Raw genomic sequence first — 26,962 nt, 5'->3', positions numbered from 1 at the left:
ATTGAATGATCGCTCAGTAACAAGTACCGTGATGACGCAGTTGAAAATTCGAAAAAACCCTTCCCGCCTTCAACGTGGCCGGTAGAATACTCTGATGAACCGTTCACAATGGGCTTTCCGGCTCACTTTTCTGATCATAGTCGCACTCGTGATGGGGGCCATTTGGCTGCTTCTTCGTCAATTGGGTATGCCTGTTAGTCTGGCGCCAGAAGCGTTGGCTGAGTGGCTTAACCAGCAGGGTATGTCCGGGCCGTTGTTGCTGATGCTGTTGATGATCCTCGCGGTGGTTGTCGGACCGATTCCGACACTGCCCATCAGTGCTGCTTCAGGTCTCGTTTACGGCGTGTTCACCGGAACTGCAATCGCAGTGTCGGGTGCCCTCGCCGGGTCTATCATTGCTTTTTATCTGGCGCGGGTACTGGGGCGTGAGGCAGTTCGGCGAAAACTGGGCGGTAACCCGGTATTTTCAGCCACCGGTTCTCAGCGTTTTCTGTTCATGGCGGTGACGCTAACGCGCCTGATTCCGCTGTTTTCGTTTGCGCTGATCAGTTATGCAGCCGGTGTGACGGCAATCTCGTTTTGGCGTTATGCGCTCGCGACCACTCTTGGCATGCTGCCCATGACCTTCGTTTTTGCCGGACTGGGTCACAGCTTTGAGCTGAGCCCTTTGCTGACCGTGGTGGCCGCTGTTGTTATTCTGGTCGTCATGAGCACCTTGCCGCTGTATCTCAGCCGGCGCCCCCACTCCCGACTGTCTCGTTTTTTGCGTCTGGATACGAAGGCCTGAGGTTTTGAGCATCGCGTGTGTAACAGAGCGCCGTTGTCTTTATCTGTGGCCATTATTTTTCGGGGTTTGTGTAATTTTTAGTAAAGTCATGTGTCCTGAAGGTTCAAATTGTTGAATTTTCTGACCGAGCAAGGATCAACGACCGTGGAATCCATCTATTATGTCCTCTGTTGGCATTGTCACCGACGTTGCAAACACGGCTACGAAACCCGCTTCCACCCCCAGCGGCGTTCGAGCCAACATAGCGTGGTGGCAGTATCATGACCCGGAATCTGAACCACTGGCAAAGCGGACTGTTCCACGCCCTCGGCGTATCCGAAGCGGGCCTTGAAAAGCGCCTTGCGGACACCGTCTGGCGCGGACAATCCCTGCGCTTCCTCCCGGACACCGGGTTGGCCCACGCCCATGTGCGTCTTGGCGACAGCGGCCAGTTACTGCGTATTCCCAAGCAAAGCCAGGTGGGCCTGGACCCGGAACCGCATCTGGCCCACGAAGCAATCTGTTTTCAGGCGGCGGCGCCCTCTTTAGTGACCCCAGCATTGCATCAGGTGTTACCGGTCAGCCCGGCGCTGCCTCGGGGTGCTCTGGTGCTGGATTATGTGGATGGCGTTCCATTGGCGTTGCCTGAGCATGTGGCGTCTCTGAGCCTGTCATTGGCGAGGATACATCGTGTTGATGTGCCGCAAGCGAGTCACCGGCGCCTGAGCCTTCCTGAAGATCCGTTGGTCAGCATGATTCGGGAAATCCGGACTCAGGCGGAGTTCCTGGCGCGTGCCGGTGTGTCCGCTTGCGTTCAAAACAGGGTGGGGGAACAGCTTGAGATTGCTACCAGACTGGCCGGCCTGGATGAGCGACCGCCAGAAAGCCTGATCACCTTTGATGCCCACCCCGGCAACTTTCTGGTCGACAAAAAAGGCGCCGCCTGGATGGTGGACCTTGAAAAGTGTCGCATCAGCTACCCGGGCTTCGACTTGGCCCATAGCACTCTGTACACCTCGACCACCTGGGACATGAACTCTTACGCCGTTCTGGGGGTTCACGATATCGCCCACGCGTATCAGTCGTGGGAGCAGGCTTTTGGTGCCAGAGGCGCCGATCATCGGCCCTGGCATGTGCCGCTTCGCCGGCTCATGTGGTTGTGGTCAACGACCTGGTGCGCAAAGTGGCTGGCATTGTCCCGGGATACATCCGGGCCGGACAGGGGCCAGAACTGGTCTGAATCCAATAATGAAGATGCCCTCAATGCTCATGTGCGGGATCGGGCGAACCATTACCTGGAACCGGCGGTCATTGACGCCATCGTATCGGAATTCGATGATCTGAAACGGCTGCTGGCTTAGCCGGTGAGCTGAACAGTTTTTAACCAACTAATAACGACAACGACAAACAGAGGTTCTGATGAAGTCTACTTTACTGGCGTTATCCGTGAGTCTGGCGCTGCCGCTGGGCAGCCATGCCGCAGTATCCGATGAATGGCCGGCCATTGTTGAGCAGGCGCGCGGACAAACGGTCTATTTCAACGCGTGGGGCGGAGAATCGAACACCAATAACACCATCCGCTGGGCCGCGGGGCAGGGCGAGGAACGTTACGGCATCGACCTTGTCCACGTGAAGCTGGGCGATACCGCCGAAGCCGTGTCACGGGTTGTTGCAGAGAAACAGGGGGGCAACACCTCCGAAGGCGCTGTTGACCTGATCTGGGTCAACGGCGAGAACTTCGCAACGCTTAAAGAGGCAGGCCTGCTGTTTGGCCCTTGGGTCGGGCAACTGCCGAACTTCAGCCTGACAGACCCCGAAAACAACCCCGCAGTAACGACCGACTTTACTGTGCCGGTGGAGGGTATGGAGGCGCCCTGGGGTAAGGCACAGGTGGTGTTCTATTACGACACGTCGCTGACTGAAAACCCTCCGGGCTCAATGCCTGAACTGCTTGAATGGGCGCAGGAAAATCCTGGGGAGTTTTCTTATCCCAAGCCGCCCCAGTTTCTGGGCACCACGTTCCTGAAACAGGCTTTGATCGAGCTGGCAGACGATGGGGACGCGTTGTACAGACCGGTTGCCGAAGCAGATTTCGAGGTGGTTACAGCGCCACTGTGGAATTTCCTGGATCAGCTCCACCCAAACCTTTGGCGATCCGCCCGTAATTTCCCCGACAATGGCCCGTCCCTGCGTCGCCTGATGGGCGCTGGTGAGCTCAGTCTGGCCTTCTCCTTCTGGCCCGCCGAGGTGCCAGCCGCCATCGCCAACAACGAGCTGCCGCCAACGGTGGAGAGCTATGTGCTGGACGGGGGTACCATCGGTAACGTCAGCTTCCTGGCCATACCCTTTAACGCCCAGCATAAGTCAGCCGCCATGGTGGTGGCGAATTTCCTGCTGTCCCCGGAGGCCCAAGCCTACGCGCAGCATCCGGACAACTGGGGCTTCCTGACTGTGCTGTCCATGGATCAACTGGACGCCGAACAGAAAGCCCTGTTCGAAGCATTACCGTCGCCTAAGGGCGGAGTGACACCTGCAGAGCTACAGCAGGTCTTGGAGGAACCTCATGCCAGCTGGGTTGAGGCCCTGGAAACCGCCTGGCTTGAGCGATACAGCGGCAACTGATCCCATTTAATGATGACCTGAGCTTGCCAATGCTGCGCCTTGCCCCCTGGATCATTGTTTTCATTCTGGTCGTGCCGGTGGTGGGAGGCACCTTGCTTACCGTGCCACCGGCGTTTGGCTACTTGCCTGTACTTGGGGGCGATGACTGGTCGCTTCGTCCGTGGCTTGAGCTGGCGGCAACGCCCGGCATTCTGCGGTCGATTGCCGTGAGTTTCGGTAGTGGCCTGTTGGCAACCGGCCTGGCGCTGATCATCGTATTCCTGTTTCTTTCGACCATTGCCAATACCCGGTTTGATCGTTGGATTCAGCGGCTGGTGTCACCGCTGTTGTCGGTTCCCCATGCCGCTGCGGCGTTCGGGTTTGCCTTTCTGGTCGCGCCGTCTGGCCTGATGCTGCGGTGGCTGTCCCCGTCATTGACCGGGTTTGAGCGACCACCGGACTGGCTGTTGCTGAACGATCCTTTTGGCATGTCGCTGATCAGCGGCCTGGTGGTCAAGGAAATTCCATTCCTGCTGCTGGTCAGCCTGGCCGGACTGCCCCAGCTCAATGCAGCTCAGCGCGTCATGCTGGCACGTTCCCTGGGTTACCTGCCCCGGGTTGCCTGGTTTAAAGCGGTGGCCCCGGCACTGTACCCGCTGATTCGCCTGCCGGTGTATGCGGTGCTGGCGTTTGCCACGTCCACGGTGGATGTGGCGATGATTCTGGGGCCTAATCTGCCTTCCACCCTGAGTGTTCAGGTGGTGCAGTGGTTCAATGACCCGGATCTTACCCGCCGCTTCCTGGCCTCGGCGGGAGCTTTGCTTCAGCTTCTGGTGACCGCATCGGCGTTGTCAGCCTGGTGGGGGCTGGAGAAACTGATTGGCACGGGTTTCAATGCCTGGGTCGCCGGCGGGAACCGGCAACGATCTGACGGCACGTTATGGCTGGTCGGCCGGGGACTCATGTTGATTGCAACGCTGTTGCCGGTGCTGGGGCTGTTCGCCCTCGCGCTCAATTCCGTCGCCGGCTTCTGGCGTTTTCCCGACGCATGGCCAGGGTCTGTTACCCTGAGCCACTGGCTGCAGGCACTGCCGGATTTGGCCCGGCCGTTCTGGATGACCATGGTCATCGCGACGGCGGCATCCGCGCTGGCTGTGGCCATGGTGCTCGCTGCGCTGGAGCATGAGCAGCGCCGGAACCGACCGGCTACCCGCGCGCTCTGGCTGCTCTATCTACCATTGCTGGTGCCGCAGGTGGGCTTTTTGTCTGGCATTACCGTGCTAAGCCAGATGGCGGGGCAGGCTCCGGCGCTTTGGGTAGTGGTCTGGGCCCATCTGCTCTTCGTGTTGCCTTACGTCTATCTGACGCTGGTGGAACCCTACCGTCGCTTTGATTTCCGGTGGGTCATTCTGGGCCGATCATTGGGACTCTCGGTCAATCAGGCTTTCTGGCGCATTCGATTGCCGATGATGCTGAGGCCGGTGCTAACCGCGATGGCTCTGGGCGTGGCGATCAGCGTCAGTCAGTACCTGCCTACCCAGATGCTGGGGGGTGGGCGCATCGTCACGGTGACGACGGAGGCGGTGGCACTGTCATCGGGCGGGGACCGCCGCCTTATCGGGGTCTGGGCCATGGTGCAGGCAATTACACCTTTCATCGGCTTTGTGCTGGCATTACTGATTCCGAGGTTATTATGGAAAGAACGTCGGGGCATGCAGGCCCTTTAGCTGAGGCTGGCTGCTTACAACTTCAGGGCGTTGCCCTGGAGCTCCATGGGAATCGTCTGCTTCATCTGAACGAAACCATCAGTCCTGGCGGAGTGCTGACCGTCATGGGCCCTTCCGGCTCTGGCAAATCGACGCTGCTGGCCTGGATTGCCGGTTTCATGTCGCCCAGCTTTCACGCGACCGGCCGAGCCATTCTGGACGGTGAGGATATTACCGGCCGACCGGCAGAACAGACCGGGGTCGGCTTACTGTTTCAGGACCCGTTGCTGTTTCCGCACTTATCAGTAGCCGGAAACGTAAGATTTGGCGCTCGCGGTGGAAAAGACGACGTCGCCGAGCGGGTAGAAAAAGCGCTTGCCAGTGTTGGCCTGGCGGGGTTCGGACACCGCGACCCCGAGACGCTTTCAGGTGGACAGAGGGCAAGGGTCGCGCTGGTTCGGCTGATCCTTTCCCGGCCCCGGGCTATCCTGCTGGATGAGCCCTTTTCCAAGCTGGATACGCCCTTGCGGCGGGAATTGCGCGCTGTCGTTTTTGAGCACCTGCGGCAACAGAATGTGCCCGCGGTGCTGGTAACACATGATCAGGACGATGCCGACGCAGCTGGCGGTATTATTGTCACGATCGACTGATTGGTTTGGCCCTTGCCCGGCAGTTGGGGCCGGAAAGAATTCATGTGGCCAATGCAATGCAGGCCATCGCGCAGCGGCGTGCCCACCGAGTTTGTCAGTTCCACCGGCGCGGCGCCGGTGCCGCCTTCACCGCCGTCCACGGTAATGACTGTCTTACAAAACCATCCCAGTGCGGGCAGACATTGAAAATAGACAATATCGACATTGATTCGGCAATCGCCTCCGTCAAGAACCTTCTTGAGAAAGAGCGTGACCTGTCGCCATCGCTCATGGCGGCTCATCGCCGTTTCCTGTAGAGGCCGCATCGCAGCGTGATATCGGCAGCCGCTTTGGCACACCTCGCGGCTTCTGCGCTCCTTTCGCGTTAGGAGAGTTATTCAGTTCCGGCAAATCGAAGGGCTGAAAAGGTTAGACATGAGGTCCAGGCTAAAGCCGATAATAGTCCAGAATGCCAGCCATATCCTCGCCCAGCTCGACCACTTTGGGAGCGCAGGTATCTCTCTGTGCGAAGGAGCGCAAACCAATGATTTGCGCCTGGAGGAGGCGGGCAAGACGTTTGCAGTCCACGTCCGGTTTTAGTTCGCGATTACTTTTGGCCTGCTCCAGCACTTCTCCGAGGCGGTGTTCGATGGCATCAAGTACCCGATTAACTTCCTGGTTGATCGGCAGATGGGTGTTGCTGGTTTCCAGCAGGGTCTTTACCACCATGCAAGCGCGCGATGGCATTGGACCGCCCGGCGTACAGGCCAGAGAAATGTTTCTCAGGTAATCCTGAAGGCCCTCGATAATGGAGGTGTATTTTGCAAGGTGACTGGAAAGATGGTCGCCGGACTCTTTGACATAGCAGGCCAACGCTTCGAGAAACAGACCGTCTTTGCTGCCAAACGCCGCATAGATGCTCCCCGGGCGCATATCAAGAGCATGCTCGACCTGTTTGATAGAGGAATTGTGGTACCCCTTCTGCCAGAACAGAACGACGGCTTTATCGAGTGCGGATTGTCTGTCGTAGCGTGCGATTCTTGCCATGGTGTTCAACTTCTCGATGTGGCTGTGCAGTCTCGGCCAAAGGCTGCTGCACAAGTCATTAAAAGGCGTTCAGCGGAATCAATTATATATTGATTGATCGCTCAACAACAGGTACGGTGACCAAGTAATTGAACAATCGCTCATTAATCTGGAGGTGAACATGACAGATTTTAAAAAGCATGATATGGACAGTGCGCCGGAAGGGTCCAAGCCTTTTCTGGAAAACTCACAGAAGAACATGGGCATGATCCCGGGGCTTCATGCGGTAATGGCGGAGTCACCTCAGGTGCTTGAGGCGTATCAGAAACTGCACCAGCTGGTTCTGGACAGCAGCTTCGACAACGACGAGAAAACCGTGGTCTGGCAAACCATCAACGTCGAAAATGCCTGCCATTACTGCGTGCCCGCGCATACCGGCATTGCCAAAATGATGAAAGTGTCTGATGACATTATCGACGCCTTGCGTGATGAAACACCGCTGCCCAGCGACAAACTGGAAGCATTGCGCACCTTCACGCTGGCCGTTATGAACAAACGGGGCAATGTTAGCCAGGATGATCTGGAAGCGTTCTTCAAGGCCGGTTATAAAAACCGCCAGGTGCTGGAAGTCATTATGGTGCTGTCCCAGAAAGTAATGAGTAACTACATCAACCACATCGCCGAAACGCCGGTGGATGAGCCGTTCAAGAAATTTGCCTGGAGCAAAAGCCAGTAATGACCGGGCAGACCGCTTGGCAGACCGCTTGGCAGGTTCCGCACGGTCTGCAATTTTTCGCCGCCCCGTCCCGTCTTCTACGAGACGGGTAGTATACTCGGATGAACCGTTCGAAATGGGTTTTCCAAGTTTCCGCGTTAGTCGTTGTCGCGCTCTTGATGGCGGTGATTTGGCTGGTGCTTCGCCAGCTGGGCGATAACCCGGGGTTCCCAGCGCTTTCTGTTCGTTGCGGTGATGTTGACCCGCTTGAATCCGCTGTTTTCGTTTGCCCTGATCAGTTACGCAGCCGGTGTCACTGCGATCTCGCTCTGGCGTTACGCGCTCGCGACAACCATCGGGATGCTACCCATGACCTTCGTGTTTGCCGGACTGGGCCACAGTTTTGAACTCAATGCGATGCTGACGGTCGTGGCCGCTGCCGTTATTCTGGTGGTCATGAGCACCCTGCCGTTGTATCTCGGCAGACGCTCGCACTCCCGGCTGGCGCGCTGGCTGCATCTGGATGCTTAGGGAGGCTTTGAACCTGCGAGCTAACTTTTCCGAATTCCGTTAGTCATTGATCGTCAAAAACCGCCCATTTAAAAGCCGCTATTTCTCATAATAGCGGCTTTTGTCGCTTATCGGACAAAAAATCCAGAGATTTCCTTATAACAAAACGCAATAGATAGGGGTCTATTCATTCCAGAGGATTAAAACTAGAATGGTTGCTCAAGAATTATCAGCACAGGAGTAGCATCATGGTTCGGATCTTGGTAGTGGTTTTGGCTTTTGCCGTCAGTTCACTGGCAGTGGCTGAAAGCGACAGAACGCCGCCTCTGGTGGATGCCAGCTGGCTGGACGCTAATCTCAATCAGGATAATCTGGTGGTGCTGGACGTTCGTTCCGGCATCGATAACGGTGGTGACCGCAGCAGTTTCCAGAAGGCCCACATTCCAGGATCTGTGTACAGTAGCTACACTGGGGATGGTTGGCGTGAAAGCCGGGGTGGCGTGGCTGGCCTCTTGCCACCGGTTACCAGCCTGGAGCGCCTGATTGGTGGCCTCGGGATCAGTAATGACGATGTCGTTGTTGTTGTCCCGGCCGGTACTGGCGCGACGGATTTTGGCAGCGCCGCCCGGGTATACTGGACCTTCCGGGTGTTGGGCCATAATGACGTGACCATTCTCAATGGCGGTTTTTCTGGCTGGCAGGCTGCCGGCTTCGAGGTGGCCAGCGGTGAGAGTGGTCAGGGTGCGGTGACCAAATTCAAAGGATCACTCCAGCAGAATCTGATTGCTTCACTGGAGGAAGTACAGAACGCCCGGGGCACCCAGGCCCAGCTGGTAGATGCACGCCCTTCGGATTATTTCCGGGGTGAAAATAAGTCGCCAGCGGTCAAGTCACTGGGCACAATTCCCGGCGCACGAAGCATGCCCCATGGAGATTTTTTGGGTGAACGCGGTCAAGTCTGGTATCTCAACCAGACCAGCATCACCGAGCGGGTAAACCAGGCCGAACTGAACCCTGGCACCCGCACCATCGCGTTCTGCAACACTGGCCATTGGGCCGCCACAGACTGGTTTGTATTGAGTGAGTTGGCTGGGTTTGAAGAGGTTGCCCTCTACGATGGCTCCATGGCGGAATGGTCTCTGGACAGCAGTCGTCCGATCCAGGTTGCCAAAAAAGGATTGGGTAAAGTTTTGGACTGGTTTAACTGAGAGGCGACGTAATGACTGATTCCGCAGTTCTGCAGCCTAGTATTCAACAGCCGGTATGGCAGGTTGACCGCTTTATTGTATCAACCGCCCTGGTCGGCCTTGCTCTGTTGGGTGGGCTAATCTGGCTGGAAACGGCGCCGTTCATGGTGGCACTGTTTGTGGTGGGCGCGGTGCTTGGCATGGCGCTCTATCATGGAGCTTTTGGCTTCACTGCCGGCTGGCGCAATCTGGTGGTTAAAAAACGCGGTGCCGGCATGCGGGCCCAGTTACTGCTGTTCGGCGTGACCTCACTGATCATGGTGCCCATGCTGCACAGTGGCCAGGAGGGCATGGTGGGTGCGGTGGCGCCGGTAGGTACCTCTCTGGTTTTGGGCTCTTTCCTGTTTGGTATGGGAATGCAACTGGGTGGTGGTTGTGGCTCCGGCACCCTGTTCACCGTTGGTGCCGGTAATATACGGATGGTGGTGACGCTGGTGTTCTTTATCGCCGGTACCGTTGTTGGTTCCATTCATCTGCCCTGGTGGCTGGATCAGCCGGGGTTCGATCCGGTGCCACTGGTCAACACCTTCGGCGTCAGCGGGGCCATCCTCGTTCAGTTTGCCGCGCTCGGGCTCCTTGCCTGGTGGGTCAATCGCATTGAGCGCAAGGCCCATGGCTCGATTGAACGGGATGAACTGCTGTGGAAAAGCCAACACCACGGCGTGCTGAGAACGTTGCTCAGTGGCCGCTGGCCATTTACCTGGGCTATCCTGATTCTGGCCGCCGGCAACGCGTTGACCCTGGCCATCGGTGGCGCACCTTGGAGCATTACCTTCGCGTTTAACGTCTGGGGCGCCAAGACGCTGGAGGTGGTGGGTGTGAATATGTCCCAGTTCGAGTTCTGGCAATGGGACTACCCGGCTATGGCTCTGAAGGATTCAGTGCTCACCAACATTCCATCGGTAATGAACTTCGGATTGCTGCTCGGTGCCATGCTCGCGGCGGGCCTGGCTAACCGCTTCAATGAAGCCAGTCGCAACAGGCCTAACGGCCGTCAGTTTTTGGCCTCAGTGGTGGGCGGATTGCTGCTCGGCTATGGCGCCAGGCTGGGCTTTGGTTGCAACATCGGGGCGCTGTTTTCTGGCATTGCCTCGGCCAGCCTGCACGCTTGGGTATGGTTCGCCAGTGCCTTCGTCGGGTCGCTGATTGGTATCCGGCTACGGCCCTGGTTCCGGTTGCCAAACTGATGCGGGAGGAAACGATGGAACGAGCCTACAATCGAACCCGTATCCTGTTGATTCTCGGAATTATTTTGGCGCTGATTTTGGTGGATCATCTGAACAGTCCAACCTATGCATTTAATTCCGGGCAGGGTAACGTAGAGACGGCGTTAAGCCAGAGGGACGAAACGGCTTGCGCGCCTTGTGGAGCACCCTGTCCCTCAACACGAGACTGACCAGTTCCTGACAAACTAGACGGTGTGACCGGCGTGGCGGACGATTTCTTCGTGAAACCTGCAGCTGTGGCTGATGCCTAGAACTCGCGATGCGGTCTGTCGGGGTTGAAAATGAGCGAATAGCCAACATATCAGAGTCAGGAGAGACAATATTCACTCACACCATCAAGGTGCAATATGACTCAGCAAACGAAAGTCGGGCAGTTATTCCCAAGCGGTCTTGTGAAGATACTGGATGATCAGGCCATCGAGCCTGGACGCCCGAATGATGGCCGGTGGCAACTGGTTGTGGTCTATCGTGGTTTGCATTGTCCTATCTGTAAGGCCTACCTGAGCCAGATAGAAACCACTAAGAACGAGTTTGACAAGATCAATGTGGATATCATTGCCATTTCCACGGATCCGGAGGAAAAGGCCAGGCAGTTCCGCGACGATAATGACCTGAGCTTCGCCGTAGGTTACGGGCTGGCGATCCGTGATGCCCGTGCCCTGGGTTTGTTCATTTCGGATCCTTTGAGCAGTGCCGAGACTGATCAACCCTTTGCCGAGCCTGGCACTTATCTGGTTCGCCCGGACGGCACGCTCCAGATTATGGATGTCGCCAATGCCCCCTTTTCAAGGCCGGATCTGCAGATGCTGACATCCGGCATAGCATTCATTCAGAAGCAGGACTATCCGCCCCGGGGCCTTGCGTAGATTCGTAATTCCGGGATCAGGAAGTGGTTCTAATGCAGGCCAGCGCGACTGATCCTGAAACAGTTGACGCGCCTAAGCCGGGGCACCCATGACCGTTTACGCCGAGTCCATGGGAATCTCGCGGATGACGCTTTGATCATAAGGCCGCAACACTTCCATGCTGTTGGTTGTGTTCACAGTTGGCAGGTTTTCTCCTTAAGCATGACGTTGAGGATTTCGTGATTGAGTGAGTAATCCACGGGCAGTTCAATGACGTGAACCCCGGTAGACATCAAGCAGGTGTCCAGAGTTTGTTGAAAGTGCTCATCGTTTTGTATCCGGTAGCCGTGGGCGCCGTAACTTTGGGCGTAAGTAACAAAATCCGGGTTGGCGTAATCCAAGCCAAAATTGTCAAAACCCATGGCATGCTGTTTCCATTTAATCATGCCGTAGGCATTGTCGTTGACGATGATCACCACGAGATTAAGCTTCAGGCGAACAGCGGTTTCCAGCTCCTGTGAATTCATCATGAAACCGCCATCACCACAAACAGCCACGACTTGAGTATTGGGGTACAGCATTTTAGCCATCATGGCGCTGGACAGGCCCGCGCCCATCGTAGCCAGTGCATTATCCAGCAGCATGGTGTTGGGGGAATAACATTTGTAGTTGCGGGCAAACCATATTTTGTAAACGCCGTTATCCAGGCTAAGCACTGCATCTTCCGCCAGGGTTTCTCGTAGCACATGTACTAAACGTTGCGGCAGCATCGGGAACCGGGTATCGAAAAAATACTTCGACAGATGCTGGTCTACTTCTGTTTTGATGGTTTTGAAAAAGGACAAGTCCCAATGTTGTTTGTTTTTAATAAGCCTCGCCAGTTGTTGCACGGAAAAGGCGATATCCCCCACCACGTTGAGCTGGGGGAAGTACACCGCGTCCACCTCGGCGGGTGAGAAATTCACATGAAGTACTTGCTGGCCGTCATGCTCCATAAAGAACGGGGGCTTTTCCACAACATCGTGGCCCACATTGATAATCAGATCCGCCCGGTCAATGGCGCAATGCAGAAAATCGTGGTCGGACAAGGCGGCTGATCCCAAATACAGTGGGTGGCGTTCGTCGACAACACCCTTGCCCATTTGGGTCGTGAAAAACGGCATGCCGGTGGCCTCGACGAAAGCCGTCAATGCCTCGCTGACGCGTTTGCGGTTAGCACCTGCACCGATCAGCAACAGCGGGCTTTTTGCCGCCTCGATCATGCTGGTTGCTTCGCGCAGTACGTCTTGCGTGGCGTGGGGGCGGCGATGACCAATGGGCGGAAAAACCGTCTCCGCACATTCCTCGTCGGCGATGTCCTCCGGTAATTCCAGATGCACGGCCCCCGGCCTTTCTTCGATGGCCAAGCGAAACGACTCGCGCACCAGTGAGGCGATAGTGTTGCCATTGACAATCTGCTTGGTGAATTTGGTGACCGAGCGCATCAAATCCACCACATCGAGGATTTGAAAGCGACCTTGCTTGCTTGTTTTGATTGGTTTTTGCCCAGTAATCATGAGCATCGGCATGGCGCCCAGCTGGGCGAAAGCCGCCGGCGTGATCAGATTGGTTGCGCCAGGCCCAAGGGTTGCCAGGCAGACGCCGGGCTGACCGGTTAAACGGCCATAGGTGGCGGCCATGAAACCCGCGCCTTGTTCATTGCGGGTGATAATCAAGCGGATGCTCGAGTTCTTTAATGAATTCAGTAAATCGAGATTTTCTTCGCCGGGAACGCCAAAAATGTACTGGACTCCCTCATTTTCCAATGCTTTTACAAATAAGTCGGATGCTTTCATCATTTTGCTCGTCCTTGTATGAAAATTTAAAGGAGGCGGACTCAGGATTCAGGTGTAGCACATTAGATAAGGCATCGCCATGAAAGCCTAGACGCAATTTAACCACCGAGAAGCGGACTGCCATTCTGCGTCAGAGCCATGGTAAGCGACAGCGATACCGAGCTGCCGCCGCACAAGTGGATAGCTGTTTAAATGCGCCAAGTGTGTTGGGCGCACGTTCAATAATGACTATGTAGAAGTGCGTTACGTATTTACGAGTCAATAGGCCCGAAGGATTGACACGTTCCGCGGTCAAGATTTATGGTTATTAATACCTTCCAACCGATAATAAATAATAGAAGGAGAAAGACCGCATAAATACCTATATCGCCGGCGTCGCCGCCGGAGTTATCGCCACTGTCGTCCTTTCGGCGCTGATGATGCTTAAAGGAATGATGGGCATGATGCCGGATCTCGACGTGATCGGCATGCTGTCGGGCATGATGGTGCCGGTAGCCACGCTGATACTGCATGTGATCTTCGGCGCCGTTTTCGGCGTCACCTACGCCGCCCTGCGCCCCGGCACAACGAAAGCCTGAGCGCGAGCCACGGGATGGATTTTTCCGGCCTGAAGGCGCTTTTGCTGAATTGCACGCTCAAGCCCACGGGTCGACTTTCGAACATTGATGCGCTTATGCAGGTGCCCAAGGAAATCATGCAGTGCGTAACCCAAAAGAAAGGAGCTACCCGATGACTGATAACCGCCATACCCACCGTTTCCTCATGGTCGAAGGCCACCGGATCGCATATCTGGACGAAGGTGATGGTCCTCCTCTGGTTCTGCTGCACGGCATTCCGACCTCCAGCCTGCTTTGGCGCAATGTGATCCCCACGCTGGCGCAAACCCGGCGGGTCATCGCACTGGATATGTTGAACTATGGTCGGTCGGACAAGCCGGAGCGCGTTGATGTCTCGATCGCGGCGCAGGCGCGCATTCTGATTGGGTTCATGGATGCGCTCGGTCTCGGCCGCGTCGATCTGGCAGCGCATGACATCGGAGGCGGCGTCGCGCAAATCGTTGCGGTACGTCATCCAGAGCGTTTGAACAGCCTCATTCTGGCCAGCGCAATCTGTTTCGACAGCTGGCCCATTCCCGAATTCGAGCCACTGCAAGACCCCGATGCCGAGGCGGGCATGAGCGTCGAGGAGTTTGACAAGATGCTGCGCAATTTCTTGCCTCAGGGTGTGGTCTCTGCTGACGGGCTCAGCGATGAGGCAATTGCGATTATGCTGAGCCCTTGGGCAGGAGAGGCTGGTAAGGCAGCTCTTTTCCGCAACTTCCGCCGGCTTAACCCCGAATACACCATGGCGATTGCGCGGGAACTGGACACGATCAATATGCCGACGCTGGTGCTGTGGGGCGACATGGATCCGTTTCAGAAACCCGAATATGCCCAGCGCCTGGCCGACGCCATTCCGAATGCAAAGCTCGAATGGATCGCGGATGCAGCGCATTGGATCATGGAGGAAAACCCCCGCGAGGTGGCTACCTGTATCGTGCGGTTTTTGGACGACCAGGCGAGCGCCGCGCGTGGATGAGGGCAAGAAACTCGAACTCACGCGTGCGTAAGGGCACATGTTGGAAGTGGCGCTCATTGCGTCGTCGGTTGATAGTACGTCGCTAGGAGGTGTCCGAGATAGTTAAAAAAGGAGCGTTTGATGAACAAAGTGTGTGTGATCATTGGGGTAGGTCCCGGTAACGGTGAAGCGTTGGCCAGCCGTTTCAGCGAAGGGGGCTTCCAGGTGGCGATGCTGGCGCGCAGTCGGGACTATCTTGAATCTCTGGTGCAACAAATTCCGAATACCCATGCCTACGAGTACGATGCCACAGAGATGGGTAGCGTGGATTCAACGTTCCAAGCGATTGAGCAGAAACTCGGACCGGTATCGGTGCTGCTCTACAATGCCGGGGGTGGTGTTTTCAAGAATGTGGAGGAGGCCAGCCTAGAGGACTTCGAGGCCAACTGGCGCATCAACGTCCAGGGCCTTGTAGCGGCGACCAAGGCGGTTTTGCCGCAGCTGCGCCAGCATGATACTGCCAGTATCGTGGTAACCAGTGCGTCTGCGGCAACCCGGGGCAGAGCGAATTCCGCGCCTTTCGCTTCGGCCAAGGCGGCCCAGCGCAGCCTGGCGCAATCCCTTGCCCGGCAGTTGGGGCCGGAAAGAATTCATGTGGCCAATGTGTTGATTGACGGCGTGATGGATTTGCCACGTACCCGTGAGTGGCTGCATGACAAACCGGATGATTTTTTCGTCAAGCCCTCCGCCGTGGCGGATGCTATTTGGACGCTGTGTCATCAGGATGCTTCGGCCTGGACCTTCGAACTGGATATCCGGCCCTTCGGGGAAAGCTGGTAACGGCGTCCAAATTGCAGTCTAAGGCCCCAGGCGGTCTTGTGAAGATACTGGCTGCTCAAGCCGTCAGTGCCAGTGGTCGGTCGTTGCCTGGTGCCAGTCACTGGCCCAGGCACTCGGTGCAGAGTTGGTGTGTAAGAGGCACCCCTCATCAATGCAGGGATAAAGCTCGGCATAGTTCTTGACGCTGCCTTGATTGACCCGCCGATTAATATCTGAGGGCTCCAGATCTTTCAGTTGATCCTTGCCCATGATGCTGATCAGTTCCGCCAGGGCTTCCATGGATGTGTGGTGGTAGTTCGCAACCCGCACGCCTTTGTCGGTGACATCCAGTTGTTTGTAGCGGGCGGGATTCTGGGTGGTGATACCGGTAGGACATTTGTCAGTATTACATCTGCGGGACTGGATGCAGCCCAGTGCCAGCATCATGCCGCGGGCTGAATTCACGGTGTCTGCCCCCATGGCCATCATCCGCAGCATATGAAACGCGGAAAAGGCCTTGCCGGAGGCGATAATCCTTATCTTGTCACGTACGCCGATACCTCGTAGGGCATTGTGCACAAAATGCAGGCCATCGCGCAGCGGCATGCCCACCGAGTTTGTCAGTTCAACCGGCCCGGCGCCAGTGCCGCCTTCACCGCCGTCCACGGTAATAAAATCGGGCCGCAGGCCGGTTTCCAGCATGGCTTTACAGATACCCAGAAACTCCCGCCGGTTACCGGGACACAGCTTGAATCCCACCGGCTTGCCACCCGAGAGTTTGCGGAGCTGGGCGACGAATTGCAATAATTCCACGGGACTGGAGAAAGCCGAGTGCCCGGGTGGTGACAATACATCCTCCCCCATGGGCACCATGCGGATACGGGCAATTTCTTCGGTAAGCTTGGCGGCTGGCAGCAGACCGCCATGCCCGGGCTTGGCACCCTGGGACAGTTTGATCTCGATCATCTTGACCACATCCTGTGTCGCCTGCTTTGTAAACAGGTCCGGATCGAATACCCCGTCTGGCGTGCGGCAACCAAAATAGCCGGTTCCAATCTGCCAGATCAGGTCACCACCGTACTCAAGGTGCCACTCGCTGATCCCGCCCTCGCCGGTGTTGTGGGCAAAATTTCCGAGTTTCGCACCCCGGTTGAGTGCCATTACGGCATTGCGGCTCAGGGCACCATAACTCATGGCGGAGATGTTCAACGAGGACGCCTCATAGGGCCTGGTGCATTCTGGCCCACCAAAAGTAACCCGCAGATCGACCGGGAGGCACGCCTTGGGTGCCACGGAATGGTTTATCCATTCGTAACCGTCGCGATAAACATCGAAGATGGTGCCGAAGGCGCGAGTATCGTTAGCTTTTTTGGCGCGCTGATAAACCAGGCTGCGAAATTCCCGATTGATCGGTGCACCATCTAGATCGGATTCCACGAAGTACTGCTGCATCTCCTGCCGAACTGACTCGAACAGGTAACGGAAGTGGCCAACAATCGGATAGATCTTGAGTAGAGTGTGTTTGTTCTGGATAAGGTCATGTATACCCAGAACAATCAACGGCCCGATGATCACCCAGGCCCAGTTCACCCCCGGCCATACAGTACCGGCGAGGAGCAATACAGCGCTTAGCACCAGACCTGAAAGAATAAAAATGTGGCGGAAAACCATAAAGCAAACCCTGTTTTCTAATGATGAAGTTTTGTTGTTGATCAGTAATAAACGACACGCTGTGAGTCTGATTGTTACAATGAATGCTCCCCACCGTTGCCATGCTCGCCTTTCCGATCGCCAAGAGAGAAGGCAAAGTTATTGTAACGGATCCGGTAAAAGCGGGCGTGTTGATGGAGTGCGTCGCAGAGACGCACGGAAGCCTCGGCCTACTCCAGGTTCGGTTGCTATGTTATGCCCAGCATAAAGGCCCCGGATGGCCCGATTTTTAAAGCGAGGATGAACAGCCTCAGAACTTGATGTTCAGAAGATTGCTCTGTGCTCTTTTAATCAACTCGCGCTCGGTCATTGCGTTTACCCTGCAGCGAATGAATGATCGGACATCGCTGCGGGTCTTCACTGTACCGGCAACTTTCCACTAGGCTATCCAGAGTGGATTCCATCTGTCGCAAGGCGGCGATCTTGCGTCGCAAATCATCCAGTTTGCGCTCAGCCAGGGCTCGAGCTTCATCACAATAGGCGCCGTCTTCCAGCTTAAGCAACTCTCCGATTTCATCCAGACTGAACCCCAACCATTGGGCGGTTCGAATGAAGTGAAGGCGTGCCAATGCCTGCTCGTCGTAATGACGAATGCTGCCATAGGGTTTTCAGGTTCTGCTACCAGCCCCCTGCGCTGGTAATAGCGGATGGTTTCCACCCCCATACCAGAGGCCTTGGCCAGTACACCGATAGTCATTGAGCATTGTTTTTTAGACATAGGGCTTGATTCCGTAGCTGACTACGGGAGTAACCTTACGGCAGTCAATCATGTCATGAAAGGAACCATTGTAATGTCAGAATCCAAAGCAGGTCGCGGTTCGCTGATTGCTGGGGGCATTGCAGCTGTCGTGGCGTCCGCCTGCTGTCTTGGCCCCTTGGTGTTAATCGCGTTGGGTATTTCCGGCGCCTGGATCGGCAACCTGGCCGCCCTGGAACCCTTCCGACCATGGTTCATTGGGCCTGCCCAATCACCGTCAAAGTTTCTCTCAACCGGGTCGAGGGAGTGAGCGCTGTCGATGTCCGTTATGAAGAACGTGATGCTACGGTCACCTTCGACGATGCGAAAACCTCCGTTGAGGCACTGACTCAAGCCACGACTAACGCAGGCTATCCGTCCACGCTGAAACAAATCCAGGCGACACAGGAGTAACCATGCACAACCCCAAAACCCTGTTGCGGGTGAGTGTTATTGGCACCGTGCTGGTTGCGCTTTGCTGCTTTACGCCGATATTGGTGATTTTGCTTGGGACGGTAGGCCTGGCTGCACTGACCGGTTATCTCGACTACGTGCTGTTGCCCGCGCTCGCCTTTTTTATTGGCTTGACCTGCTATGCCTTATGGCGCAAGAAGAAACACGATGCCTGCTGCGATAGCCCATCGACTAAGGAGTAACGTTTATGAGTGACAACAACGTGCACATTGCAGTGATTGGCAGCGGCGGTAGTGCCATGGCCGCCGCCCTGAAGGCGACTGAACGCGGTGCCCGAGTGACACTGATTGAGCGCGGCACCATCGGCGGAACCTGCGTCAACATTGGCTGTGTGCCCTCTAAGATCATGATCCGGGCAGCCCACATCGCTCATTTGCGCCGCAAAAGTCCGTTCGATGAGGGCATCACGGCAACTGAACCCATGGTCGACCGGTCCCTTTTGCTGGCCCAACAGCAGGCCCGTGTTGATGAACTGCGTCACGCCAAGTATGAAAGGATCCTGCAAGACAATCCTGATATCACGGTCGTGCAGGGTGAGGCTCGTTTTACGGATGCCCGCACGCTGCTGGTCAAAGATACTGACGGCAAAGACCACGAGATCGGCTTCAACCGTGCGTTCATTGGTACCGGTGCGCGACCAACCATTCCCCCGATTCCGGGCCTGCCCGATACGCCATACTGGACCTCCACCACTGCGCTTGCCAGTGACACCATTCCGGACCGATTGATTGTCATCGGGGCCTCGGTGGTGGCGGTGGAACTGGCCCAGGCGTTTGCCCGGCTGGGCAGCGAGGTGACGATTCTGGCACGCAGCCGGCTGTTATCTCGTGAAGACCCCGCTGTTGGAGAAGCCATTCAAACAGCGTTCCAGGCTGAGCGTATAAGCGTCCTGAATGACACGCAGGCGAGCCAGATCAGCTATACCAATGATGAGTTCATTGTCGCCTCGAATGTCGGGGAGCTGCGGGCCGATCGACTTCTGGTGGCGGTGGGTCGCACCCCGAACACTGAAATGCTGAACCTGGATGCGATCGACGTAGAGACCGATCACGGCGCCGTCATCGTGAACGAGCAACTCCAGACTCGGGTGCCGGGCATTTACGCCGCTGGCGACTGTACCAACCAGCCCCAGTTTGTTTATGTAGCAGCCGCCGGAGGCAGCCGGGCTGCGGTGAATATGACCGGTGGCGATGCACGGCTGGATCTCAGCGCCATGCCGGTGGTGATCTTTACCGATCCGCAAATTGCGACCGTCGGTCTGTCCGAGGCGGAAGCCGAAGCGAGAGGCTACGCCACCGACAGCCGCACCCTGACCCTCGATAACGTGCCACGGGCCCTGGTCAACTTCGATACCGGGGGATTCATAAAGATCGTCGCTGAGCGTGAAAGTGGCCGATTACTGGGTGTTCAGGCCGTGGCAGGAGAGGCAGGTGAACTGATTCAGACCGCCGTGATGGCGTTGCGTGCGCGCATGACGGTAAATGACATAGCCAATGAGTTGTTCCCCTATCTGACCATGGTCGAGGGGTTGAAATTATGTGCCCAGACGTTTACCAAAGACGTCACCCAGCTATCCTGCTGTGCGGGATAAGGCGGAGACGCCATAGGGGTGTGCTTTCGCTCCAGCCGGAGAATGCTGTAATCTTTTTAGCATTGGCGGCCGCAGAGGGATACATTCGAAGTGCTTCTTTTTTGCGACGTCCTCTTCTTTACCTCCCGACAGGCCGGGGCGGGCGGGTGGAACCGAATTGAGCGATTTAAACCGGCCTTAAGTTAAAATCGGCACTGGGACAGTAGCCGACCGAACAGGCTTTTCTGTCCATCCCATTCTTTTCGTATCGAGATATCGAGGTGATCATGAGCAATAATACCAACCACTTGCTTGAAGACGCACTATCCCGAATGGCCGACATTTACGAACGACTGGAGGTGGCTGACGATAGTCGCCGCCGCTTGGGGCAGCCTAAACGCATCCATCAGGCAAGTTTATCGGTGCGCATGGATGATGGCTCATTGCGTGTCTTTCCGGCCTGGCGAGTGCAATACGACGATACCCGTGGACCAACCAAGGGCGGTATTCGTTTCCATCCGAGCGTAACCGAGGATGAGGTCGCGACACTGAGCTTATGGATGACGTTAAAGTGCGCTGCAGTCGATCTCCCGTTTGGTGGTGCCAAAGGCGGTATTTGTGTTGATCCGAAGACCCTCTCCCGCTTGGAACTGGAGCGGTTATCACGTGGCTACATCCGCGCATTTCACGATGTGATCGGACCCGACCGCGATATTCCCGCACCCGACGTCAATACCAACGCCATTGTCATGGGCTGGATGGTGGATGAATACGCCCAGATCGCCCGGCGGCACGTCCCCGGTGTCATTACCGGTAAACCCCTCGGGCTGGGGGGCTCCATCGGCCGTGAGGAGGCCACCGGTGCAGGCGCGTTGCAGGTGTTGGATCTGTGGGCGAAGCGGCAGAACAAAGAGCCTCACGAATTGAGTGTGGCCATTCAGGGATTCGGCAATGCCGGCCAGCATTTTGCTCGTCTGGCACACCATGCCGGCTATAAAATTGTTGCATTGTCCGACTCCCAGGGTGCCATTTACAATGAGGACGGGTTGGATCCTGAGCCAATCCTGCGTCACAAAAATCGTACCCGCGAACTCAAAGGCATGGTCTATTGTGGCGATTCCGTTTGCGACGTCGCGGAGACGGAGATGCAGACCCTGAGTGGTGACGAGTTGCTGCAACTGGATGTCGACGTCCTGGTCTTGGCCGCGTTGGAAAACCAGATAACGGACGCCAATGCGGACCATATCCGGGCCAAGACCATTGTCGAGATCGCTAACGGCCCCATCAGCACTGGCGGTGACCGGGTTCTGCAAGACCGAGACATCACGGTGATCCCTGACATCGTTGCTAATGCCGGCGGCGTTATTGTCAGCCATCTGGAATGGGTTCAAAACCGAATGGGTGATTACTGGTCGGGGGATACGGTCGAAAAGCAACTCCGCCAGCGTCTTGAGCGTGAAGCGAATGCATGCTTTGACCTGGCGGACGAGAAAGCCGTACCTCTGCGCACGGCAGCCTATCTCCAGGGCGTCCGGCGGATTGCCGATGCCATGGCGCAACAGGGCACCCAGGGCTATTTCAGTGATGCTAACGGGTAGTTGGACAGCCCGGATATGAGAAAAAGAGGGGGCCAGTAATACCCGCCAATATCGACGGCCCCAAAATCGCATGAGCTTCGCATGCACCCCCATCCCGGATGCGATCGATTTAGAGATCCACGAAGGGACCGCGATCGTGAATGAGTAAGAGTGCCAGGCATTTGCGCCGCCAGCGGCTGTACCAATCAGCCCCAGTTTGTTTATGTGGCAGCGGCCGGTGGCAGCCGGGCCGCCGTCAATATGACCGGTGGCGATGCACGGCTGGATCTCAGTGCCATGCCGGCGGTGGTCTTTACCGACCCCCAGGTGGCTACCGTCGGCCTGACAGCAGCCGAGGCCATCAGGCGGGGCTTCAAAGTGGACACCCGTTCGCTCAATCTGGAAAACGTGCCACGGGCGCTGGTGAATTTCGAGACTGGCGGTTTTATCAAGATGGTGGCCGAGCGTGGCTCAGGACGGTTGCTTGGGGTCCAGGCGATCGCCGGCGAGGCGGGTGACAAAGGGGAACGCACCTTGACCTGGGAGCAGGTATAAGGTTCTACACTGCTTCGATGCTAACAAGACATTGCCATGGTTAGAAAACTTACCCTGCTGCTGTCGGTTCTGATATTCAGCATGGCTCTGCCGGTGGCCCAGGGCCAAACTATCTGGCGTGAGCAGCTTGTATTGCGGGAGCGATCCGACGACGGACCCATGGATCGCGAAGTCTCGGTACAGGCCCTGGGCAGCGTACTGGGTTATGGCGTCACTTCAAGGCTCGCAGTGTTCGGCATGGTTCCCTACTTCTTCAATAAAGAGCTGGCCGTTGCTATGCCCATGGGCGGGATCGAGCGTGACACCAGCGGCTTCGGTGGTGTGGTAACCACTTATCAGACCCTGCATGCTCTCGACGACGACAATCGCGAGATTAGCTACAGCATCGATGAGGGCCGATCTCCAGTTTCTCCGGATGAAATCAGCAGCTACGAGGGGCACGTCCGGGTTCGTTCGGTAACGGAAGGCGATGGTGGCACCTTCGTGGAGTGGTATTCAAGTTGGAAAGGCAATGATGAGGCGGCCGCTGAATTTTGTCACGGCATTTATGCCGGGCTGCTGGAGCAACTCAAGAAAACGTTGGAGCACTAAACTGCTCAAAACGATGGCTGTCGGGAATTTATTGCACGATGATCGTACCCGTCATTCCGGCAGCCTCATATAGGAATGCAAAAATACTGGTAGGTGCCGGGCTAAATGAAGGTATGGCTAAAGCTTTCACCAGACGCCAGATTACCAGAGTCAAAGGGCTTTGCTCCCGCTGGCAATGAGACGTTGTCCGCACTTCTGGCTTTAGCGGGGTCTGCAGTGACGGTGTGGACCAGCAGTGAGCCATTTACAAACTCAACCGTTTCTCCTGATTTAATAGTGATGGATGCCGGTTCAAACCTAAGCTGGTTGCCCATATTTACCGTTGCCGCTGGTTCGGATGCCCACAGAAGACTACTGCTAAACAGCAGAATGAAGGTCAGCAGAGCTTTCGAATGTTTCATAGCCGGTTCTTTACTGTTGGTGAGGTTTTCCGAAGTGCCAGTACATCTACACTGACACTGGTTTGTGGCAGATGTTAAAGAGTCCCTTTTGGTAACATTTACCCTGTTTCCGTGTCCTGATCATCAGGATACGGGCGGAGGGTACTCATGTTTGCAGTTTTGATAGCACTGGCCATTGCTGCGGTGATTGGCTACACCGCCCAGGTAACCGGTCTCTGCATGGTCCGTGGCGTCAGCGACTGGGTCAGAGGCAGACGTTTGCGGCTGACCGCCATCCTTATGGCCGGGTTCTGGATCTATCTGTTTACCCCTCTGATTGCGTATCACGATCGCTCCTTTCTGGCCGTCTACCCGTTTCACTGGTCTACTCCCTTGGGTGGTTTTGTGTTCGGCATTGGTTCAGCGATCAATGGCGCCTGTTCCATCTCCACCGCAACCCGTCTCTCCAGCGGAGATTTGCGCATGCTGCTGACCATGTTTGGCTGGCTGGATGGCTATTGCTGATCGTGGCGGACATCGAGCCAGACCTCCGGAGTACGCCCTACCAGCTCGGGCTGCTGCCCTGGTTTAGCGTGAGTAGCCTGGTGTTGGTCTCGGCACTGGTTTACTGGAAGTTTCGCTACCGCTGGCGCCTTTGGAGCGACATCATGCTGGCAGGGATCTGGCTCGGGGCCAGGTTAACGGGCACCGGCCAGTCCGTCACAACCCGCAACGGTCCATCCATTGAGCGATAGCCTGGCCAATTTTCTGTGGTTGGTCTTCCTGGATGTAGTGCAGGCCAGACCCCACAAACGCTGTTTCCAGGTTGGGTAACTGTTGGCGATACTGGTCCACAGCCGGCGCTGGGATCAGAAACCCGGGTTCCGCGTGAATCAGCAGCTTGGGCAGGTCCGTTTGCCCAAGCCATTCTATGTAGGCCGTTTGCATCCGGTAGACAGACGCCGGCTCCTTACCGATGCACAAATTTTGTGGAAATGTGCAAAGAATCCTGCGGGATTGCCGATCTGTCCAGGGAGCGCGATAGGCATCAAGCTCCTGCCGTTCCAGAGGTCTGCAGATCATAGCGGGCAGGATATTCTCGACGAATTGATTCTCGTCCATCATCATTCGCTCGGCATTGGCCTGCGATGAACGCAGGGTCTGGAAAAACGCCCGGGTTTGGGGATCAAATGCGTCGTACCCCGGTATTGGATTCAGCATGGCCTCCATGAACGCCAGCCCCTTGATGCGCTCGGGGTGACGGTGGGCGTAGTGAAAGCCGAAAAACGATCCCCAGTCGTGACAGACAATGGTGATGCGATCCAGGCCCAGGGCCTCAATAAAGCCGTCAAGGTAACGAATGTGGTCGTCAATGTCGTAGGGGATATCGGGCTTGTCAGACATCCCGTAGCCGATCAAGTCAACGGCAATCAGGCGGCCCTTGCCCTCAAGTTCAGGCAGAACATTCCGCCACAGGTAAGACCAGGTGGGCTGCCCGTGCAGGAAGAGTATCGGCTCACCACTGCCATGTTCCACATAGTGCATGCGCGAACCCAGCACGTCCGCGAAGTGTGACGGGTAAGGGAAGTCTGCGGGCTTTTGCGTTGTCATGGTTTGGGCTCCTGTTGAGGATAAGTTTAGCGCCTTTGGCCAATCAAGCCATGCCGCGCCTTGAAGTTCAAGGTCCCCGGCTGCGAAGTCAGTAGGTTATGAAACGAGGTGGTTGGTCTCCACGCTTTTTTTAATACTGAAAAGACACGCCAGTTACCCGCTTTGTTACAGGCACCTCATTGCGGCCCCTGCCACATTTTCCGGCTTCCGGCAGCCAGCTTTCAAGAAGGGGGTTCTGAGCCGATGAAAAAAATTCAGCCCGTGGTGTAACAGTTGTAATTATCATGTGTCTGAATCCTTGAAACGCCAATAAATCATTGTCTTGCGAGGTGTCGGGACAGTGGTCAATCGGAACGGAGCGCGCGGCACCATGACTCGATACTACTGGATGGGTGGCAACAGGTCCTACGAGCAGGACAGGTTCTTTGAGCAATCGCTGGACAAATCTCAGTGGCAAAAGGCAGAAAGTGCTGAGAAGTGGGACGCCTGCTGGTATACCGGCATGCCGGATCAGAACGACTTCAGCGAGGTCGGGCCGGAACGGTAAAACGGATAAATGCGATGAAACAGCCAGTTTCAGACAGTAACCGGGCCTTGGGCCAGATCGTTGATGAAAATGTTCATGCGATCGGGCAGCTTGTCCAGCTGCTTGATCAGATGCCGGGAACTTTTTACCGGCAGTGCTTTGGTTTCAGAAATCAACACGTTATCGGCAAGCATGTCCGGCACATTATCGATCACTACAGCGCGCTGCTGACAGCCACTTCTGGTGCTGGCGGTCTGCTTGACTACGAGAACCGCAACCGGGATCTGTCCCTGGAAAAAGACAGACGGGCGGCACGGGATTGCCTGGAGGAGACCGTTAAGGCCCTTCGCAGTCGATTTGAAGGGCCCTGTGCGGATGAGCTGAACATGCGCCATAACAGTGCCGGTAAGCATCAGACTGTGAAGACAAGCGTGGAACGTGAACTGGTGCTTCTGGCCAGCCACACCATCCACCATATGGCCATCGTCGGCATGCTGGCCGAACAGGCCGGGGTGAAGGTCAGCTCTGATTTTGGCGTTCATCCCTCAACGCTGCGATATCTGGAAGGCCATACGAACGGCATGGTCTACCTCGACACGTTCAAGAATCGGTACCCGCATTTTGTTGCCATGGGCAAGCGGGACTTCGGTATGGACAGGGTGCACCTGGATGAAATGGTCCAGATATGCATGGTGGCACCGATGGCCGCCGAGCCTCTTGAATGGGGCTCCAAGGAGTTGGCAGCATTGACCGAATACACTCCCCAGGAGCAGCAGAAGTATATCGATAAGCAGTAGCGTTGTTTGCATTGACAAGTCCATTGTCGATCTTGGGTGGGGCCGCGCGCCCCACTTTTTTTGGATGGCAAAGAATTACAGATGCAGGTTCTGATTGCTGGCAGCCTCAGAGTTAACCGTCCTCCCAGGCGATGGCTCGGTAGTCGAATTCGCCTTCAATGGTGGGTTTGATTATCCGGAAATAGGGTGAGGCATCAAAGTCCCTCGGGGTGAACAAGGAATGATGCCGCACCCGGAAACGCTCATGCACGCAGTCGGCACAGTCAGGATCGTTGGCGGGAAGTGTTTTCACCACCGGCAGAATCGGATAGCGCAGCTGCTGGAAACCTTCGGCAATGAACGTTGAACAGATCGCCCGGGTGGGGTCGCCGCTTCCGAACGCCAGCAGTTTGTGTCTGTAGCGGGTTGGCACCGGAGGCGTTGACCAAAGGTAACGGGCCAGATCAAACACGTTTTTCATATCGTACTGATGGCCGAGTCTGCTGGAAGCGTATTCAGTAAGCGTTCGGAGGTCCTTGTCGCTTAACCCGACCGGGCGGCAGATGCGGGTGTGGGCGTGCCGGTAATAACAAAGTGGCAGCGGACGGATACCGTGTTCAAGGTCCGCCTCAATGAGTCCGTGGGCTTCACCATCGACCGCTGTTCCAAGTCCGGCATTCGGTCCAAGGTAAAGCGCGGCGTGAGACCAGGTGGACTGAGTCAGGTACTTGATGGCAACGCTGATCCGCGTGTTGCCCTCTACCAGCAGAACGTCTCCGGGTTGGAGAGTATTCACCATCGCGCCCCAGGTGGACGTTCTGATGGAGTGTCGGGCGATTTCTTTTGAAAGGTAAGCGGCCAGGCGCCTCGAAAGCCAATTCAGTAGCATGCATTGCCCCGATGATGTTTCTGTTGTTAGCGATAGCACAGATAGGCGACTGGAACGACTGTTACAGCGCCGATCCATAAAACAG

At 56.2% G+C, this 26,962-nt stretch carries 26 protein-coding genes and 6 pseudogenes; 24 read left to right on the top strand and 8 right to left on the bottom strand.

Features of this window, described 5'->3' with window-relative positions; all coding sequences use genetic code 11:
* The first annotated feature begins 94 nt into the window (after positions 1–94).
* The 5 genes from ATI45_RS14365 to ATI45_RS14345 all read left to right on the top strand — a co-directional run bounded on the left by ATI45_RS14365 (position 95) and on the right by ATI45_RS14345 (position 5,723).
* Positions 95–787 carry a TVP38/TMEM64 family protein gene (locus ATI45_RS14365; protein WP_098420182.1) on the top strand — a complete coding sequence of 231 codons (693 nt, stop codon included), beginning with the start codon at positions 95–97 and terminating at the stop codon, positions 785–787.
* 260 nt (positions 788–1,047) lie between these two features.
* Positions 1,048–2,127, top strand: a complete 1,080-nt coding sequence (locus tag ATI45_RS14360; RefSeq protein ID WP_098420180.1) for a phosphotransferase family protein — start codon at positions 1,048–1,050, stop codon at positions 2,125–2,127.
* A gap of 58 nt (positions 2,128–2,185) precedes the next feature.
* Complete coding sequence (locus ATI45_RS14355; protein WP_098420179.1) at positions 2,186–3,388, top strand: ABC transporter substrate-binding protein; 1,203 nt, start codon at positions 2,186–2,188, stop codon at positions 3,386–3,388.
* Positions 3,389–3,417: 29 nt separating this feature from the next.
* Positions 3,418–5,094 carry an ABC transporter permease gene (locus ATI45_RS14350; protein WP_098420177.1) on the top strand — a complete coding sequence of 559 codons (1,677 nt, stop codon included), beginning with the start codon at positions 3,418–3,420 and terminating at the stop codon, positions 5,092–5,094.
* Positions 5,061–5,723 (top strand): ATP-binding cassette domain-containing protein, encoded by a 663-nt coding sequence (locus ATI45_RS14345; protein WP_098420176.1) that lies wholly within the window; start codon positions 5,061–5,063, stop codon positions 5,721–5,723. The genes ATI45_RS14350 and ATI45_RS14345 overlap by 34 nt, the downstream gene beginning before the upstream one ends.
* A 59-nt stretch (positions 5,724–5,782) precedes the next feature.
* Here the strand turns inward: ATI45_RS14345 and ATI45_RS23335 are convergent.
* A pseudogene (locus ATI45_RS23335) lies at positions 5,783–5,869 on the bottom strand (glutamate synthase-related protein); the annotation flags it as partial.
* A 280-nt stretch (positions 5,870–6,149) separates the two neighbouring features.
* Positions 6,150–6,749 carry a TetR/AcrR family transcriptional regulator gene (locus tag ATI45_RS14335; protein WP_098420172.1) on the bottom strand — a complete coding sequence of 200 codons (600 nt, stop codon included), beginning with the start codon at positions 6,747–6,749 and terminating at the stop codon, positions 6,150–6,152.
* Between the two features lie 160 nt (positions 6,750–6,909).
* On the opposite strand from ATI45_RS14335, the gene ATI45_RS14330 reads away from it, so the two are divergent.
* The 5 genes and pseudogenes from ATI45_RS14330 (at position 6,910) to ATI45_RS14305 (ending at position 11,292) form a co-directional block, all read left to right on the top strand.
* On the top strand, positions 6,910–7,464 hold the full coding sequence (locus ATI45_RS14330; RefSeq protein WP_018405385.1) for a carboxymuconolactone decarboxylase family protein: 555 nt from the start codon (positions 6,910–6,912) through the stop codon (positions 7,462–7,464).
* Between the two features lie 204 nt (positions 7,465–7,668).
* Positions 7,669–7,974, top strand: a pseudogene (locus tag ATI45_RS14325) (VTT domain-containing protein); the annotation flags it as partial.
* A 227-nt stretch (positions 7,975–8,201) separates the two neighbouring features.
* Positions 8,202–9,161 carry a sulfurtransferase gene (locus tag ATI45_RS14320; protein WP_098420171.1) on the top strand — a complete coding sequence of 320 codons (960 nt, stop codon included), beginning with the start codon at positions 8,202–8,204 and terminating at the stop codon, positions 9,159–9,161.
* A gap of 11 nt (positions 9,162–9,172) precedes the next feature.
* The gene (locus ATI45_RS14315; protein ID WP_098420170.1) at positions 9,173–10,387 is read left to right on the top strand and encodes a YeeE/YedE family protein; all 1,215 of its coding nucleotides are present in this window, start codon (positions 9,173–9,175) and stop codon (positions 10,385–10,387) included.
* Positions 10,388–10,773: 386 nt separating this feature from the next.
* Positions 10,774–11,292, top strand: a complete 519-nt coding sequence (locus ATI45_RS14305) for a redoxin domain-containing protein (RefSeq protein ID WP_098420169.1) — start codon at positions 10,774–10,776, stop codon at positions 11,290–11,292.
* 173 nt (positions 11,293–11,465) lie between these two features.
* Here the strand turns inward: ATI45_RS14305 and ATI45_RS14300 are convergent, their stop codons facing one another.
* Positions 11,466–13,109 carry an acetolactate synthase large subunit gene (locus tag ATI45_RS14300; RefSeq protein ID WP_228735987.1) on the bottom strand — a complete coding sequence of 548 codons (1,644 nt, stop codon included), beginning with the start codon at positions 13,107–13,109 and terminating at the stop codon, positions 11,466–11,468.
* Positions 13,110–13,546: 437 nt separating this feature from the next.
* Between ATI45_RS14300 and ATI45_RS22760 the strand changes: the two genes are divergently transcribed.
* From ATI45_RS22760 to ATI45_RS14285, 3 genes are all read left to right on the top strand, one after another.
* Positions 13,547–13,684, top strand: coding sequence for a DUF1440 domain-containing protein (locus tag ATI45_RS22760; protein ID WP_228706042.1), 138 nt, complete (start codon positions 13,547–13,549; stop codon positions 13,682–13,684).
* A 151-nt stretch (positions 13,685–13,835) separates the two neighbouring features.
* Entirely contained in the window at positions 13,836–14,684 is an 849-nt protein-coding gene (locus ATI45_RS14290) for an alpha/beta fold hydrolase (protein WP_098420166.1), read from the top strand.
* 120 nt (positions 14,685–14,804) lie between these two features.
* On the top strand, positions 14,805–15,503 hold the full coding sequence (locus ATI45_RS14285; RefSeq protein WP_098420165.1) for an SDR family NAD(P)-dependent oxidoreductase: 699 nt from the start codon (positions 14,805–14,807) through the stop codon (positions 15,501–15,503).
* A 63-nt stretch (positions 15,504–15,566) separates the two neighbouring features.
* Here ATI45_RS14285 and ATI45_RS14280 read toward each other — a convergent pair whose 3' ends face one another.
* Together ATI45_RS14280 and ATI45_RS14275 are read right to left on the bottom strand one after the other, a co-directional pair.
* Complete coding sequence (locus ATI45_RS14280; protein ID WP_098420164.1) at positions 15,567–17,153, bottom strand: FMN-binding glutamate synthase family protein; 1,587 nt, start codon at positions 17,151–17,153, stop codon at positions 15,567–15,569.
* A gap of 326 nt (positions 17,154–17,479) precedes the next feature.
* Positions 17,480–17,910 (bottom strand): annotated as a pseudogene (locus tag ATI45_RS14275) (MerR family transcriptional regulator).
* Positions 17,911–17,983: 73 nt separating this feature from the next.
* Between ATI45_RS14275 and ATI45_RS14270 the strand changes: the two are divergent.
* The 7 genes and pseudogenes from ATI45_RS14270 to ATI45_RS22755 form a co-directional block, all read left to right on the top strand.
* Positions 17,984–18,157 (top strand): annotated as a pseudogene (locus ATI45_RS14270) (mercuric transporter MerT family protein); the annotation flags it as partial.
* Positions 18,139–18,342 (top strand): annotated as a pseudogene (locus ATI45_RS14265) (cation transporter); the annotation flags it as partial. The pseudogenes ATI45_RS14270 and ATI45_RS14265, both read left to right, overlap by 19 nt.
* A gap of 2 nt (positions 18,343–18,344) precedes the next feature.
* Entirely contained in the window at positions 18,345–18,584 is a 240-nt protein-coding gene (gene merF / locus ATI45_RS14260; RefSeq protein ID WP_098420160.1) for a mercury resistance system transport protein MerF, read from the top strand.
* 5 nt (positions 18,585–18,589) lie between these two features.
* On the top strand, positions 18,590–19,993 hold the full coding sequence (merA, locus tag ATI45_RS14255) for a mercury(II) reductase (protein WP_098420158.1): 1,404 nt from the start codon (positions 18,590–18,592) through the stop codon (positions 19,991–19,993).
* A gap of 266 nt (positions 19,994–20,259) precedes the next feature.
* Complete coding sequence (locus ATI45_RS14250) at positions 20,260–21,570, top strand: Glu/Leu/Phe/Val family dehydrogenase (RefSeq protein WP_098420156.1); 1,311 nt, start codon at positions 20,260–20,262, stop codon at positions 21,568–21,570.
* Positions 21,571–21,720: 150 nt separating this feature from the next.
* A pseudogene (locus ATI45_RS14245) lies at positions 21,721–22,068 on the top strand (mercuric reductase); the annotation flags it as partial.
* A 72-nt stretch (positions 22,069–22,140) separates the two neighbouring features.
* Positions 22,141–22,695, top strand: coding sequence for an SRPBCC family protein (locus ATI45_RS22755; protein ID WP_228735986.1), 555 nt, complete (start codon positions 22,141–22,143; stop codon positions 22,693–22,695).
* A 101-nt stretch (positions 22,696–22,796) separates the two neighbouring features.
* Here the strand turns inward: ATI45_RS22755 and ATI45_RS14235 are convergent, their stop codons facing one another.
* Positions 22,797–23,096: a plastocyanin/azurin family copper-binding protein gene (locus ATI45_RS14235; RefSeq protein WP_098420155.1), complete on the bottom strand. Its 300-nt coding sequence runs from the start codon at positions 23,094–23,096 to the stop codon at positions 22,797–22,799.
* A 147-nt stretch (positions 23,097–23,243) separates the two neighbouring features.
* Between ATI45_RS14235 and ATI45_RS14230 the strand changes: the two genes are divergently transcribed.
* Both ATI45_RS14230 and ATI45_RS22750 read left to right on the top strand, forming a co-directional pair.
* Positions 23,244–23,600: a YeeE/YedE thiosulfate transporter family protein gene (locus tag ATI45_RS14230; RefSeq protein ID WP_228706040.1), complete on the top strand. Its 357-nt coding sequence runs from the start codon at positions 23,244–23,246 to the stop codon at positions 23,598–23,600.
* Positions 23,594–23,830: a hypothetical protein gene (locus ATI45_RS22750; RefSeq protein ID WP_228735985.1), complete on the top strand. Its 237-nt coding sequence runs from the start codon at positions 23,594–23,596 to the stop codon at positions 23,828–23,830. Before ATI45_RS14230 ends, ATI45_RS22750 begins: the two co-directional genes overlap by 7 nt.
* Here the strand turns inward: ATI45_RS22750 and ATI45_RS14225 are convergent.
* Positions 23,796–24,686 (bottom strand): haloalkane dehalogenase, encoded by an 891-nt coding sequence (locus ATI45_RS14225; protein ID WP_098420154.1) that lies wholly within the window; start codon positions 24,684–24,686, stop codon positions 23,796–23,798. The genes ATI45_RS22750 and ATI45_RS14225 overlap by 35 nt on opposite strands.
* Before the next feature lie 370 nt (positions 24,687–25,056).
* On the opposite strand from ATI45_RS14225, the gene ATI45_RS22285 reads away from it, so the two are divergent.
* Positions 25,057–25,233: a hypothetical protein gene (locus tag ATI45_RS22285; protein WP_179888363.1), complete on the top strand. Its 177-nt coding sequence runs from the start codon at positions 25,057–25,059 to the stop codon at positions 25,231–25,233.
* Between the two features lie 14 nt (positions 25,234–25,247).
* On the top strand, positions 25,248–26,009 hold the full coding sequence (locus tag ATI45_RS14220) for a DinB family protein (RefSeq protein WP_228735984.1): 762 nt from the start codon (positions 25,248–25,250) through the stop codon (positions 26,007–26,009).
* 112 nt (positions 26,010–26,121) lie between these two features.
* On the opposite strand, the gene ATI45_RS14210 is transcribed toward ATI45_RS14220, so the two are convergent.
* Positions 26,122–26,877: a YiiX/YebB-like N1pC/P60 family cysteine hydrolase gene (locus ATI45_RS14210; protein ID WP_179888071.1), complete on the bottom strand. Its 756-nt coding sequence runs from the start codon at positions 26,875–26,877 to the stop codon at positions 26,122–26,124.
* Positions 26,878–26,962: the final 85 nt, after the last annotated feature.

This window comes from Marinobacter sp. LV10MA510-1 (assembly GCF_002563885.1).
GTDB lineage: Bacteria > Pseudomonadota > Gammaproteobacteria > Pseudomonadales > Oleiphilaceae > Marinobacter.
The sequence above is the reverse complement of the archived record's forward strand: the minus strand, read 5'-3'. Positions and strand labels throughout refer to the sequence as shown.

Coding starts and splice junctions, on each gene's coding strand:
- ATI45_RS14365 (WP_098420182.1), top strand. CDS start 95: ATGAACCGTTCACAATGGGCTTTCCGGCTCACTTTTCTGATCATAGTC.
- ATI45_RS14360 (WP_098420180.1), top strand. CDS start 1,048: ATGACCCGGAATCTGAACCACTGGCAAAGCGGACTGTTCCACGCCCTC.
- ATI45_RS14355 (WP_098420179.1), top strand. CDS start 2,186: ATGAAGTCTACTTTACTGGCGTTATCCGTGAGTCTGGCGCTGCCGCTG.
- ATI45_RS14350 (WP_098420177.1), top strand. CDS start 3,418: ATGCTGCGCCTTGCCCCCTGGATCATTGTTTTCATTCTGGTCGTGCCG.
- ATI45_RS14345 (WP_098420176.1), top strand. CDS start 5,061: ATGGAAAGAACGTCGGGGCATGCAGGCCCTTTAGCTGAGGCTGGCTGC.
- ATI45_RS14335 (WP_098420172.1), bottom strand. CDS start 6,749: ATGGCAAGAATCGCACGCTACGACAGACAATCCGCACTCGATAAAGCC.
- ATI45_RS14330 (WP_018405385.1), top strand. CDS start 6,910: ATGACAGATTTTAAAAAGCATGATATGGACAGTGCGCCGGAAGGGTCC.
- ATI45_RS14320 (WP_098420171.1), top strand. CDS start 8,202: ATGGTTCGGATCTTGGTAGTGGTTTTGGCTTTTGCCGTCAGTTCACTG.
- ATI45_RS14315 (WP_098420170.1), top strand. CDS start 9,173: ATGACTGATTCCGCAGTTCTGCAGCCTAGTATTCAACAGCCGGTATGG.
- ATI45_RS14305 (WP_098420169.1), top strand. CDS start 10,774: ATGACTCAGCAAACGAAAGTCGGGCAGTTATTCCCAAGCGGTCTTGTG.
- ATI45_RS14300 (WP_228735987.1), bottom strand. CDS start 13,109: ATGATGAAAGCATCCGACTTATTTGTAAAAGCATTGGAAAATGAGGGA.
- ATI45_RS22760 (WP_228706042.1), top strand. CDS start 13,547: ATGATGCCGGATCTCGACGTGATCGGCATGCTGTCGGGCATGATGGTG.
- ATI45_RS14290 (WP_098420166.1), top strand. CDS start 13,836: ATGACTGATAACCGCCATACCCACCGTTTCCTCATGGTCGAAGGCCAC.
- ATI45_RS14285 (WP_098420165.1), top strand. CDS start 14,805: ATGAACAAAGTGTGTGTGATCATTGGGGTAGGTCCCGGTAACGGTGAA.
- ATI45_RS14280 (WP_098420164.1), bottom strand. CDS start 17,153: ATGGTTTTCCGCCACATTTTTATTCTTTCAGGTCTGGTGCTAAGCGCT.
- merF (WP_098420160.1), top strand. CDS start 18,345: ATGCACAACCCCAAAACCCTGTTGCGGGTGAGTGTTATTGGCACCGTG.
- merA (WP_098420158.1), top strand. CDS start 18,590: ATGAGTGACAACAACGTGCACATTGCAGTGATTGGCAGCGGCGGTAGT.
- ATI45_RS14250 (WP_098420156.1), top strand. CDS start 20,260: ATGAGCAATAATACCAACCACTTGCTTGAAGACGCACTATCCCGAATG.
- ATI45_RS22755 (WP_228735986.1), top strand. CDS start 22,141: ATGGTTAGAAAACTTACCCTGCTGCTGTCGGTTCTGATATTCAGCATG.
- ATI45_RS14235 (WP_098420155.1), bottom strand. CDS start 23,096: ATGAAACATTCGAAAGCTCTGCTGACCTTCATTCTGCTGTTTAGCAGT.
- ATI45_RS14230 (WP_228706040.1), top strand. CDS start 23,244: ATGTTTGCAGTTTTGATAGCACTGGCCATTGCTGCGGTGATTGGCTAC.
- ATI45_RS14225 (WP_098420154.1), bottom strand. CDS start 24,686: ATGACAACGCAAAAGCCCGCAGACTTCCCTTACCCGTCACACTTCGCG.
- ATI45_RS22285 (WP_179888363.1), top strand. CDS start 25,057: ATGACTCGATACTACTGGATGGGTGGCAACAGGTCCTACGAGCAGGAC.
- ATI45_RS14220 (WP_228735984.1), top strand. CDS start 25,248: ATGAAACAGCCAGTTTCAGACAGTAACCGGGCCTTGGGCCAGATCGTT.
- ATI45_RS14210 (WP_179888071.1), bottom strand. CDS start 26,877: ATGCTACTGAATTGGCTTTCGAGGCGCCTGGCCGCTTACCTTTCAAAA.